Annotated in this window: 8 protein-coding genes; 7 read left to right on the top strand and 1 reads right to left on the bottom strand. The window is 52.5% G+C overall.

Translation table 11 applies throughout. The features are described from left to right. The first annotated feature begins 1 nt into the window (after nt 1). The 4 genes from ACP8MI_RS06825 to pyk all read left to right on the top strand — a co-directional run bounded on the left by ACP8MI_RS06825 (nt 2) and on the right by pyk (nt 4,034). Nucleotides 2-661: a TIGR02234 family membrane protein gene (locus ACP8MI_RS06825; protein ID WP_490290628.1), complete on the top strand. Its 660-nt coding sequence runs from the start codon at nt 2-4 to the stop codon at nt 659-661. A gap of 89 nt (nt 662-750) precedes the next feature. Next, entirely contained in the window at nt 751-1,638 is an 888-nt protein-coding gene (locus tag ACP8MI_RS06820) for an indole-3-glycerol phosphate synthase TrpC (RefSeq protein ID WP_144736220.1), read from the top strand. Between the two features lie 22 nt (nt 1,639-1,660). Continuing rightward, nucleotides 1,661-2,569 carry a prolipoprotein diacylglyceryl transferase gene (lgt, locus tag ACP8MI_RS06815; protein WP_302524595.1) on the top strand — a complete coding sequence of 303 codons (909 nt, stop codon included), beginning with the start codon at nt 1,661-1,663 and terminating at the stop codon, nt 2,567-2,569. Nucleotides 2,570-2,603: 34 nt separating this feature from the next. Then, nucleotides 2,604-4,034: a pyruvate kinase gene (pyk, locus tag ACP8MI_RS06810; RefSeq protein ID WP_490290627.1), complete on the top strand. Its 1,431-nt coding sequence runs from the start codon at nt 2,604-2,606 to the stop codon at nt 4,032-4,034. A gap of 54 nt (nt 4,035-4,088) precedes the next feature. Here the strand turns inward: pyk and ACP8MI_RS06805 are convergent, their stop codons facing one another. Beyond that, nucleotides 4,089-5,345, bottom strand: a complete 1,257-nt coding sequence (locus ACP8MI_RS06805; RefSeq protein WP_126843692.1) for an amidohydrolase — start codon at nt 5,343-5,345, stop codon at nt 4,089-4,091. Between the two features lie 292 nt (nt 5,346-5,637). On the opposite strand from ACP8MI_RS06805, the gene ACP8MI_RS06800 reads away from it, so the two are divergent. From ACP8MI_RS06800 to ACP8MI_RS06790, 3 genes are all read left to right on the top strand, one after another. Next, the gene (locus ACP8MI_RS06800) at nt 5,638-7,767 is read left to right on the top strand and encodes a GA module-containing protein (RefSeq protein WP_126843693.1); all 2,130 of its coding nucleotides are present in this window, start codon (nt 5,638-5,640) and stop codon (nt 7,765-7,767) included. 457 nt (nt 7,768-8,224) lie between these two features. After that, the gene (locus ACP8MI_RS06795) at nt 8,225-10,765 is read left to right on the top strand and encodes a hypothetical protein (RefSeq protein ID WP_126843694.1); all 2,541 of its coding nucleotides are present in this window, start codon (nt 8,225-8,227) and stop codon (nt 10,763-10,765) included. Nucleotides 10,766-11,053: 288 nt separating this feature from the next. Next, complete coding sequence (locus ACP8MI_RS06790) at nt 11,054-12,343, top strand: GA module-containing protein (protein ID WP_126843695.1); 1,290 nt, start codon at nt 11,054-11,056, stop codon at nt 12,341-12,343. Nucleotides 12,344-12,497: the final 154 nt, after the last annotated feature.

The raw sequence follows: 12,497 nt of genomic DNA, 5'->3' as shown, positions 1-12,497 counted from the left end.
GATGTTTTCGCATCGCGTTTCTGCGCTGTTAATAGGCCTGGGTGCTGCCGGTGTGTGGGGTGCTTCCCGCATGGATTGGGTGGTGGCTGATACCGCCGATGACCTGGCAGGTGGCCGCTCGATTGCGATTAGTGGCGGGCAGTGGTCCATGGAGATCACCGCACTGGCCCTAGTCATGCTTGCTGGTTGTGTCGCTGGGTTGGCTTTGCGACGCCTGGGCCGCCGCGTGGTGGGGGTAATTTCTGCGCTGGCTGCGATTGGGGCAAGTTGGTCGGGGCTGAGCATGCTCGCCGGAACCCCGGATCCGGAGCATGCCCGTAATGTGCTGCGCGCGGCTGCCACGAATGAGACTGCGGTGAATGCGGAAGGCATCAGTGAATGGGCGACTGTGGTCACGGTGGAACCGCAGATTGTGGGCCCCGTGCTGAGCTTGGTCGCTTGTGCTGTCGCGTTGTTTGCCTCGGTGTTGCTGGCGATGCGGCCCGGTACTGATCTTGTTGCGGCGAATAAGTATGAACGCAAGGCTGCGCGTGAAGACAAAATCGAGCGGGATTTGGCAGAAAGTCCGGATTCCGGCCGTGTGCTGTGGGATGCGCTGGATGCTGATATTGACCCCAGTGACAGCCCCAATCCGGGCCCCAACGAGAGCCCCAAAAATTAGGTGCACCTTGGTGATCTGAATAGTGATGTGGAATACTCAAAGAAACTGAGAAAACATAGGCCCTAACGAACAAAGAGAAGGGTGAGCAAGTGGTCACCACGGCACTGACAGCGAAGGATATCGTGGCAGGTATCCTCGCAGACGTCGCTGCCCGTGAAGCCCGCTTGCCTTTTCTGGACATCAAGGCGCTGTCGCGTGCGGTGCCCGCGCCGCGTCCGGTGGCGCCGTTGCTGTCCCAGCCCGGCTGTAGTGTGATCGCCGAAATTAAACGGGCGAAACCTGCCGCGCGCTATGACGATGCTTTCGGAACTTGTGCCACAGGCGCTGGCCATACGGATTCTCTGATCGATTTCGGTGCGGTGGATACGCTTGCCGACGTCGCCAGCTTGGCGCACGATTTTGAATCCGCGGGTGTGGCGGTGATCGCCTGCCAAACGGAGCGGCTGCGTTTCCGAGGTTCGTTGGAGGATATGGCTACGGCCCGTGCTGCTAGCTCCGCGCCGATGCTGTGCCGGGATATTATTGTTGATCCTTATCAGATCCACGAAGCGCGGTTTTTTGGTGCGGATATGGTTCCGCTGCAGGTGGAACTGCTGGAGCAGGCCCGGTTGGAAGCACTCGTGGATCGCATTGAAAGCCTTGGCATGACCGTGTTGGCTGAGGTGCGCAGCCCAGAGCAAGCCTGCCGCGCGGTGTCTGCGGGGGTGAGTGTGGTGGGAATTAACGCTCGTGGGTTGGAATCGCGGACGTTGACTCCGGATCGTTTCGCTGCGATCGTGCCGCACCTGCCGGAGTCCGTGATTCGCATTGGTTTGGGCGGGGTGCTTGGTGCCCGCGAGATGTGGCGTTATGCCGGTTGGGGTGCTGATGCCGTGTTGGTTGGTGAGGCGTTAATGTCAGCACCGAATCCAGCTGCGACTGCCCGGGGCTTGGTGGCTGCGGGGCGGCACCCAGCCTGCCCGGCTGTGCGTGGCTAGGGTTATGGCAGAATCCTAAGGCATGGCTACAGATTTTTTGGCTAATATTCCCTCGCCACCGCAAGGCGTGTGGCAATTAGGCCCGCTCCCGCTGCGTGCGTATGCCTTGTGCATCATCGCTGGCATCATCGTCGCGCTGTATATCACCCAAGCTCGGTATGTTCGCGCCGGTGGTGATTCGAATGTGGTGTGGGATGCAGCAATTCTCGCGATTCCCGCTGGTGTGATTGGCGGGCGGGCGTATCACGTGCTCACGGATCATCATAAGTATTTTTGTGCCGACTGCGATCCGGTCGACGCGCTGCGTATTACCAATGGCGGGCTGGGCATCTGGGGTGCGATCGCTCTGGGTACCATTGCTGTGGCAGTGATGTTTAAAATCCGCGGCATCCGCCTGGCCGCTTTCGCCGATGCGGCTGCGCCTGCCATCGTGTTGGCACAAGGTATTGGGCGTTTGGGCAACTGGTTCAATCAGGAGCTCTATGGACGGCCTACCGATGTCCCGTGGGCGCTAGAAATTTATCGTCGTGTGGATGAAAACGGTGACTATGCGCCGATTGCTGGTAGCTCCACGGGGGAAATCATCACGACGGTGCACCCGACTTTCCTTTATGAGCTGCTGTGGAATCTCGCGATTTTCGTGTTCTTGTTGTGGGCACACAAGCGCTTCCGTTTAGGCGGCGGGCAGGTATTTGCGCTCTATGTCGCTGGTTATACGGCGGGCCGTTTCTGGATCGAGTTGATGCGTGCCGACGAAGCCACCTTGTTGTTTGATGCGGTGCGCGTCAACGCGGTGGTGTCTGTGGTGGCATTCGTGTTGGCGATTGCCGCGTTTGTGGTTCTGGGCAAGCGTTTCCGCAGGCAAGTCCAGGATGGTGTTGTGGACCCGGAGACACCGGCTGCGTCGAAGCCCCTGACTAGTAACCCCTGACTAGTGCTGCGGCAACCGGGTAAGCTTGGGTGGCGTGGACAGACGAACAAAGATTGTATGCACACTTGGACCAGCCGTCGCCAGCCAGGAAGCCATTTCGGGCCTGGTTGCTGACGGGATGAACGTTGCCCGCCTGAATTTTTCGCACGGTGAACACGAAGATCACCAACGCAATTATGAATGGGTGCGCCAGGCCTCCGCGGAGAGCGGAAAGGCTGTTGGTGTGTTGGCTGATCTGCAAGGCCCCAAGATTCGCCTGGGCCGGTTTACCGAGAATGAGACCTATTGGGAAACCGGTGAGACGGTGCGCATCACCGTCGATGACGTGGAAGGTACCCATGACCGGGTATCGACGACCTATAAAAATCTTGCCGACGACGCCCGCCCGGGTGATCGTCTGCTGATTGATGATGGCAAGGTTGCTGTGGAATGCGTCGAGGTGGACGGCACTGATGTCGTGTGCCGTGTGACTGAGGGCGGCCCGGTCTCGAATAACAAGGGCGTGTCACTGCCCGGAATGGACATTTCCGTTCCCGCCTTGTCAGAAAAAGACATTGAAGACCTGCGCTTCGCGCTGCGGTTGGGTGTGGATTTCATCGCGCTGTCGTTCGTGCGCTCGCCGTCTGATGTGGATTCGGTCCACGAGATCATGGATGAAGAAGGCCGCCGCCTGCCGGTGATCGCCAAGCTAGAAAAGCCAGAGGCCGTGGATGCCCTGGAATCGATCATTTTGGCCTTTGATGCTGTGATGGTTGCTCGTGGTGACCTAGGTGTGGAAGTCCCATTGGAGCAAGTACCGCTCGTGCAAAAACGGGCGATTCAGATTGCTCGCGAGAACGCCAAGCCAGTCATCGTGGCTACCCAGATGTTGGATTCTATGATTGAAAACTCCCGCCCCACGCGCGCGGAGGCTTCGGATGTGGCCAACGCCGTGCTCGATGGTGCTGATGCCGTGATGCTCTCCGGCGAGACGTCCGTGGGGGTAGACCCGCATAACGTCGTGCGCACCATGTCGCGCATTGTGCTGGAAGCAGAAACCATTGGTGAACTGCCAGATCTGGGGCATATCCCGCGCACCAAGCGTGGTGTGATTGCTTATTCCGCCCGCGATATTGCGGAGCGTTTGAACTCCAAGGCGCTTGTGGCGTTTACTACCTCCGGTGATACGGCCAAGCGTTTGTCGCGTCTGCGCTCTCAGCTGCCGCTGTTGGTGTTCACGCCCCATGAAAATGTGCGCTCCCAGTTGTCGCTGACCTGGGGTGTGGAAACTTTCTTGTGCCCAGAGGTTGCCTCTACCGACGAGATGCTGCACGTGCTGGACCGCCAGCTGGTGAAGGTCGACGGTTATCACCGCGATGATGTGATCGTGCTGGTCGCAGGCACCCCACCGGGAGTCGAAGGCAACACCAACATGGTCCACGTCCACGCGATTGGTGAAGACGTGCGCATCTCGCCACAGAATTAACAGGCTGTAGCGCCTTACCGCTACAGCGTTACAATGCCAAAGCGTGTTAAAGCGTTATAGCGCCACGAAGCTCAACAGTGCACCTGCGCCCGCAAGGGTGGTGGCGTGCACTGTTGGTTCGTATTCGGGCACGAAGTTTGCCTGGTGATTGACCGGCACATCCGTGTCTATGGTGCCGCGCGCAGCGGCCTCATCCCACAGTTGGCGTGGCGTTGAACCCACGAACCAGAACAGGTACGGAACGTTCCACGCCTTCGGTAAATAGGTGAAATCTTCCGAGACAGTGGAGCGCTGCGCAGTAACACTGTGTTCGCCGAAGGTCGCATCAAAAATCCCGCGGACGCGATCAAAAACGGCCTCGCTATTATCGACTACCTCCCCGTGGGCATAGAAGTGAAACTCCGGTTCTTTCGCGGAACCAGACGCCTGTACCTCGGCCTGGACCACGCGCTTGAGCGCGGCGTATACGCGCTCTGCTAATTCCTCGTCGTAATACCGCGTATTCAGCACCAGCTCCGCGCTCTCCGGAATGATGTTGTTGGTATCGCCAGAACGCAGCGTGCCCACGGAGATCACGAAGAACTCATCGGGTGCAACCTCTCGGCCCACGATTGCCTGTAAGCGCGTCACGATCATCGCCGCCGTATACGTCGGATCAATCGATTTATGCGGCATCGACGCATGCGCCGATTTACCGAAGATGGTGACCTTGATGGAATCGCAGCCCGCCATCAATGGGCCGCGCCGGGTTTGCACTTCGCCTGCGCGCCCAGGCATGACGTGCTGGCCCAGGCATACATCTGGGGCGGGGATCTTGTCGACGAGGCCGTCCTCGATCATGAGCTTGGCACCTATGGAGGATTCTTCGGCGGGTTGGAATAGTGCGATGACGGTGCCTGCCCAGTGCTCGCGGAGGCTATCCAGAATTGCGAGTGCTCCGAGCAGGGCAGTGGTATGCATGTCGTGCCCGCAGGCATGTAGATTTTTCCCATCGACGAATAACGCGTCGAAGTCGGCGCGCATCAAGGCTGTTGGAGTATTGGAAGTTGCTTCGTTGCGCATGACAGCGACGATGCCATGGCCGCCGATGTCTGTGGTGACCTCTACGTCGAAACGTTGTAGTGCGGCCTGGATGGCTGCGGCTGTGCGTTTTTCCTGGTGGGATAACTCTGGGTTCGCGTGCAAGTCATCGTAAAAGGTTTGCTGCCAAGTAAGGTCAGCGGTGTGGCCGGCTAGCAGGTCGGCGATGTGGCTGGCGCTTGGTTGAGATCGGGATACGTTTGCTGGTGCAGTGTCTAGCTGTTGTGGCATGGGAATAATAGTAGCTTGCTTGGAGTTGTGCGAGATTTTACTGCGAAAATCTATATAAAATAATGCACTTTACAGTAGAAATTGATAATTATGAGACGTTGAATACTTTTGTCATTTAATTTTTGTAGTGAGATTGCGTGAGCTTACATTGTTTTCGTGTGTGAAAGTTGGAGTGTGTCCTGCGCACGGTGCTGTGTGGGAGCGTTTCACCGACGATTGAGGTATTCATCGTGTGGGCTCTTTCCAATCTTCACCGCTTACTCAATTTTGGTACTTATCTTGGAAGGTTCCCATGAAACTTAATAAGCGCACGGTTGCCGTTGCAGCATTGTCGGTTTCCCTTGTTGCCCCTACTATCTCTCCGGTCTCGCATGCACAAGAAAAGCAACTGAACTGTTCTAATGGTGTCGAAAAAGGCGTTGACTTTGACGCAGAGACAGTTGAAGCTCATGTTGCTGAATATTTGCAGAGGTCTTGTAAGCTAACAGGATTTGAGATTGGTAACCTGAGTGATAATGAATTGCGAGCTGTCGCCAGGGAGCTTGGCTACGACGATTCGGCACTAAATATTGGGTTTTTGAGGGCTATGCTTGCTTCAAAAGATTCCCCAACCGGTGCAGAAGAAGATTTGCAGTGGGCAACGATAACTGTTGATGAAGTGAAAGCTGGAGCTAAAAAAGTCAGTGGGCGAGTTCATCTTCCTGCTGGCCAGGATCAACAAAAAATTTCTGTGACATTTCTACCGAGAGTACACACGGAACATACTTTGGTCTCTCGTCCAAATGCGGATAACGCGGGGTGGGTGAATTTTGAACTCGCTGTGCCTGAGAGCATAGTACTTAATGCTGGAGATATGATTTTGGTGGGAATAGTACCAGCTGATCATCCCAAGCAAAAGAAAACTATTCTGGTGATGCCGAGCGAATCACCAGAGGATATGATGCCAGATCCTGAACTACCAGTTCCAATGCCGAACCCAGGTGGCGGTAGTGATAATGAAGAGTCCGAGCAGACGCCACCAGCTTCGGCCTATAAGCCACATTTGGATTGTAACCAAAAATTCAGGAAAGGGGCGGATTTCGATGGGGTACCGTCGGTTGTAGTAGTAGAACATTTACAACGAAACTGCGGGCTATCTGATGATGAAATCCGCAAGCTGAGCGAGGAAGATCTGCGGAAGGTTGCAAAAGAACTTAATGAGCCCGCAGATAAGGTGAAGTCGTCGTTGGTTCGTGCTGTTCTTTCTGGTAAAACCGGGGCACCGGTGCAAGAGCCAAAAGCTGAACCCCAGCCAGCTCCCCCACGCGTCACAGAGAAAGAGAGGCAAGATGCCTTGCAAAAGCTGGCTGCATCGAGTGCAATAAATCCCGAGCAGCGAAAGGCTTTTACTAAGGACATTGAAGATGCATCTGATGTCGAACGGCTGCAAAGTATCAAACAAGCTATTGAGGCTGAGAATTCGAACCCGATAGGAAAGTTGGTACCCAAGAAAAGTCTGAAGCCGCAAACTCCTAAGAAGAGTCCTGAATCAAACAACGAAGATCTAACGAAGAAACCAAATCCCAACAAAGAGTCGGGCAAACTCAACTTTGAGGATAATGAGGCATTCTCTCCAAACCAGAAGGAATGGACTGCTAAGGATTTCGTGAATCCGTTTAAGCAGCATGAGAAGAATGAAGCAGGGCAAGAACTACAGGAAACGAAGCGGGCAGCTTCTGCGGCTATTGATGGTATCCAGCATTTGTCAGATGAACAAAAAGCTGCATACAAAGCAGTCATTGCATCAGCGACTTCCGTCGAACAGGTCGAACTCCTTGTTCACGGTGCATTGGAAACCTCTGATAACGCAGCAGCGAATGATAAGCCGTCTGGTCCTTTCGGAATTGATGAGAATCCACTATATTCCCCGAACGAAAAACAGTGGACGTCGGAGGATTTCCTAAACTCGTTCAAGCAGCACGAGAAAAATGAGGCGGCTAAAGTAACTGAAGAGACGATGCTGAAAGAAGCAAAACGACAGGCCCATGCAACTATCGATGGAATCAAAGGTCTGACAGAAAAGCATCGTACTGACTATAAGGCTCAAATTGATGCAGCCATCAATGAACAGGCTGTGCAGCAGATTGTTGAGGTTGCGCAAAAAGCCAGCACTACCGATACCGATGACGCTGCCGAGAACCAGCCACCAAAGAACGGTGGGAACTTGGGCGGTACTGATAACGGAAACAGCACTGGTGAGCGCGAAAATACACCAGGTTCGAGTGCGTCAAAGGCCAAAGGCATTGCCGCGATTGCCGCAAGTCTTGGTGCACTAGGACTTGCAATTGGTGGAATTCTCAGTGCCGTGAACTACTTTGGAGGTTTAAACACCATCCAAGCGAAGGTAATTGACATGCTAACCAGCATCGGAATTCGTTTCTAAAATGCAGCTTGTTTGCATTTCGCGAACATAAGTTAGAGCCTGACCCTGTGTGAAGGTTAATCGCTGTCTCTAGTTGGGATGGCGGCTGGCCTCAGTAATTGCCGAGCTGTTGAGCAAGTTGATTGAAGCTTAACAGCTCGAATTTGGCTTATTTGGACGATAAAGGGGGTGGGGGATTTACCCCCGAGAAATTAACTTTGTCTTTACAGGTTGTCCAAAATGGATAAGTTTTAATTTATATAGTCGCAGTATTCGTGCAGGTAATTCAGAATCCGCTTTAGTCTTTAATAACTAAATCGATATATAAGGTTTCGACGATGGGTTTTGGTGTTGTAGAAAAACATGAGTTTTTGCTGAATTTTACTTGATAAAAGGGTTGTGGCGATATAAATTTTGGCTTGTCAAAATTAGTTACCTTCCTTGGTGACGTCTGGTTGTTTTATCGAAAGGGATGGCCTTGTCTAAGCCAAAACCAGCTATCGGATCTGTAAAGCGTCGTGGATTAGCTATTGCAACGGCAGTGGCAGTTGCTGGTAGCGGTTTCGTAACCGCGAACTACGTATCTGCGCAGGAAGAAGATCGCGATCCGACATACGAAGAGCTGAAGGCCGAATTTGGTGGCACACAGGCAGATGCGATTGCGAAGGAGTATGCGCAAAAAGCATATGAGGCGCTGATCAAGGGCAACGTGGATGATGTTGATCAGATTTTCCAAGATGCATTGAACAAGGCAGCAAAGACTGATGACGCAGGATTTTCTGATGCGGATGTGCAAGCAATTGATCAGGAATTACTAAAATACCAAATTGATGGACTTGTCGCGGATGAAAAAGATGCAGCAAAATTGGCTCATCAGGTAAATACTGCGATTCGGGAGGGTAAGTCTGAAGAGGACATCAATCGAATTGTGAAGTCTGGCTTGGAAGGTGCTGGATACAACTCTGCTGAAATCACTGACGAAAATACCTCTCAGGTTGCGGCAATAGTCAGTGGGGCCAAGCAGCGGGTCGAGGAACAAAAGTCTGATCGCGAGCCAACCCAAGAGGAGCTCATTGCAGAATTTGGTGGTCTAGACAGTGAGTTAAGCAAGCAAGCGGAAGCTGCTGCTAAAAAGGCTGCGGATGCCTTGGCTGCTGGGAAATCTGCTGATGAAGTAAATAAAATTTTCGCTGACGCTGTAAAAGAGGCTGCGAAAAATGATGATTCCGGTTTTGACGAAGATGACATTGAGCGCCTGGGGCAAGATGAGTTGAACCAGCAAATCGTCGAGCTGCTTAAGGAAGAGCAAGCAGCTGCCGATCTGGCACATAAGGTTGCGCAAGCGGTGCAAGCTGGCCAGAACCAGGAAGCGGTTAAGGGCATTATTAAAGAGGGCCTCAAAGATGCTGGTTTTTCAGAAGCCGATGTGGAATCAATTAATGACTCGGAGATTGTCGAAGTTTATTCTGCTGCCGAAAAACTTGCAGACGCCAAGAAAGCAGAACCGAATGCTTCTGAATTCGGAGCAGAGTCAGACAAGATTGCCAATGAAGCAGCGAAGCAAGCTGCTGACGCCATGAAAAATGGAGCTCCTGTTGATGAAATCAAGAAGATTTTCGAAGACGCAGTGAAAAATGCTGCGAAGACTGGTGATGCTGGCTTCGGAGAAAAAGACATTGTTGATGCAGAACTAAATGCACAGATTTCTGAAGTTTTGAAGGAGGAGCAGGCTGCAGAGGCCCTGGCAAACCAGGCTGCTAACGCGGCTAAGGAAGGTAAGTCTTCTGAAGAGATTCGGAAAATTATTAATGATGGTTTGAAGCAGGCCGGTTTCTCTGATGATGAGGTGGCTGCTGTTGCTGATGATCAGGTTGCTGCGATCGTTGAAGAGGCGACGAAAAAGGTATCCCCTCACGATGCTGAGCAGAAACAATCTGGTGTTGAGCAGGGGTCAGAGTTCGGTGAGAACTCTGACAAGATTGCCAAAGACGCGGCACAAAAAGCCGCTGATGCCGTCAAAGCGGGTGCCTCTATTGCTGAGGTAGAAGAGATTTTTGCCGACGCTGTTAAGAAAGCAGCGAAAACTGGTGATGCTGGCTTTGGCGAAGGTGACATTGATGAGTCAACTTTGCAAGCTCAAATCTCTGAGGTCCTGAAAGATGAGCAGGCTGCTGAAGAGCTGGCTCATAAGGTTGCTAATGCGGCTAAGGTAGGCAAGTCTTCTGAAGAGATTCAGAAAATAATCAGTGATGGTTTGAAGCAGGCTGGCTTCTCTGATGATGAGGTGGCTGCTGTTGCTGATGATCAGGTTGTTGCAATTGCTGATGAGGCGAAGCAAAAGGTTACACTGCAGCAGGAGCGTGAAAAACTGATCGAAAAGGCTGCAGAGCTTAGCCTGGAAGCCGAAAAGCTTCAGAAGCTGAAGGGGGAGCTGGAGCAAAAGGCTCAGAACCAGATTGCTCAGCAATCTCAGCTCAATAAGAAAGAATCTGAGCTTAAAGGGCAAGCCGCGAAGCTACAAGCACAAGAAGATGTATTGGATACAGCTACGAAAGAGCTTGACAAGCTAAAGAAAGAATTGGAGCAAAAGGCTCAGAATCAGGCTGCTCAGCAATCTCAGCTCAATAAGAAAGAATCTGAGCTCAAAGAGCAAGCCCTGAAGCTACAAGCACAACAAAACGCAGTGGATGCAGCAGCGAAAGAGCTTGACAAGCTGAAGCAAGAGCTGAACCAAAATAATAATGGCAGCCAGAACGATGATACTTCAGATAACGGGACAGGCAACAATGGTGACGACCAGGTGGGCACCGAGCCTGGAAAGAACGATGATTCGTCGCGCTGGTGGAAGCCAAGCGGAGCATCGGATTCTGTCAAGGGCATCCTTGGAATTGCTGCGGGAGTCGGTGCGCTAGGACTGATCTTTGGTGGAATCTTCAGCATCTTTAACTTTTTCAATGGCGCTGGTGACATCCAAGCAAAGGTTCGAGACGCTCTTGCGCAGATCGGAATCCGGCTTTAAGCCGACAGTATCGCAGGTTTTAGCCTAATCTCGGGCTATTGAAAGCCGCAGCCTCATAGCGAGGGTGCGGCTTTCTCGTTGCCAATTGTGTTGGAAGCCACGATTGAATTAGAGCTATCTTATGGCAGGTCAGGTGTGCATTTCTTGCTGTCAGCTTACTCTTAACTTTTCAGTAACAAACTCACGAGTATTTTTGTTCAACAACACATAAAACCGCTTTAAGTTTAATCACGAAAGCAACGGCAGCCCGCCGTAGCGCCCTGAGTACCTATTGAAAGGGGACCAATCGTGTCTAACCTTAAACTTGTCGTCGGCACCGTCAAGCGCCGTGGAATTGCTATCGCTGCGGCTGTAGCCGTTGCTGGAGGTAGCCTCGCTACTGCAAACTATGCAATGGCTGTGGAAGCAAACGAACCGAGCTGGGAAGATCTGTACGCGGAATTTTCTGGTACTGAGGCTGGAGATGTCGCCGTTGATGCTGCAAAGGAAGCTGCGAATGCTCTTAAAGGAGGCGCTTCGCAAGCTGATGTTCAAAAAATCTTGCATACTGGTTTGAAAAATGCCGCCGACAAAAATGGAGCTGATTTCACAGAGCAAGATCTAAAAGACTACGATGAATCCCAGCTGGATTCTGAGCTGAAGTCTGTCGTTGATTCCGCGAAGCAGACACTACAGCAGAAGGGGGGCAATCAGGAGGGGAATCCAAGTGCTTCAGTAACACCGGAAGAAAAGTTCTCCCCACAGCGCTTGGAAGCTGAGTTTGGTGGCACAGACGAAGGTATAGCAGCTGAAGAGACTGCACGTATGGTGGCTGATGCGCTTCGTCGTGGCAAATCTGAAACAGAGATTCGTCAATTGATCAAGGACCGTTTGTCTGCTGCTGGTTTCTCTGAAGATGAAATTTCTGCGCTTAAAGATGACCAGTTGAATGACACCTTTCAACAGGCAAAGAAGAAACTTCAGCAGCCAAATCTAGAATTGAATGAAGCCAGGGCAGAGGCGCTAGTTGAACTTGAAATGCTCACCTCGCTAAACCCATTGCAGCGGAGCATCTTCAAGAAGCAAATTGAAGATGCGACTTCGGAAAACGATGTAAGCACCGTTTTGACCGCTGCAAAGGCTGAGAACAAAAACCCTGTTCAGCAATTCGCACCGGCCCCAGGTCAGAAAGCCCCAGGAAAGGCTGGCGAAAAGACCGACGTCGAGAAGGCCCTGGAATACACCAAGAAAGAAGCGCTCCAAAAGCTTGAGGACTTCATCTACCTGACCCAGCAGCAGAAAGAAGCCTACAAGAAGCAGGTTGAGGCTGCGACCCAAGTCTACGAGGTAGAAGCAGCTTTTGAGACCGGCGAGGCTGAGAACACCGCGAACCAAGCGGTTAAGGAAGCGACCAACTTTGTTGGTAAAGCATTGGCCCGCACGAAGCAGCTGGCCCTGAAGCAGCTGGACAGCTTCACCAATCTGTCCCACGAGCAGAAGCGCGAAGCACGCAAGAAGATTCTTGATGCAGACCAGGTCTACAAGGTCGAAGCTGCATTCCACGCTGCTGAGAAGTTGAACAAGACTGCGAAGAAGTAAACATCGTTGCTTCTTAACGTTGAGGTTTAGCGCGGAGCTGAAGCTGCGTGTAAGGCTAACTTGTTCTCTCCTAGACTGTCGCCATCCCACACGGGGTGGCGGCTTTCGTTTTGCGTAGACCAATTGGATTTTGCGGGGCGGCGAACGTGCAGCG

This window comes from Corynebacterium sp. LaCa_70 (assembly GCF_058182015.1).
This window is presented reverse-complemented; position numbering and strand designations above follow the sequence as displayed.

Bases quoted from the DNA above. Each gene is read 5' to 3' on its own strand.
- ACP8MI_RS06825 (WP_490290628.1), top strand. From the start codon at position 2: ATGTTTTCGCATCGCGTTTCTGCGCTGTTAATAGGCCTGGGTGCTGCC.
- lgt (WP_302524595.1), top strand. From the start codon at position 1,661: ATGGCTACAGATTTTTTGGCTAATATTCCCTCGCCACCGCAAGGCGTG.
- ACP8MI_RS06805 (WP_126843692.1), bottom strand. From the start codon at position 5,345: ATGCCACAACAGCTAGACACTGCACCAGCAAACGTATCCCGATCTCAA.
- ACP8MI_RS06800 (WP_126843693.1), top strand. From the start codon at position 5,638: ATGAAACTTAATAAGCGCACGGTTGCCGTTGCAGCATTGTCGGTTTCC.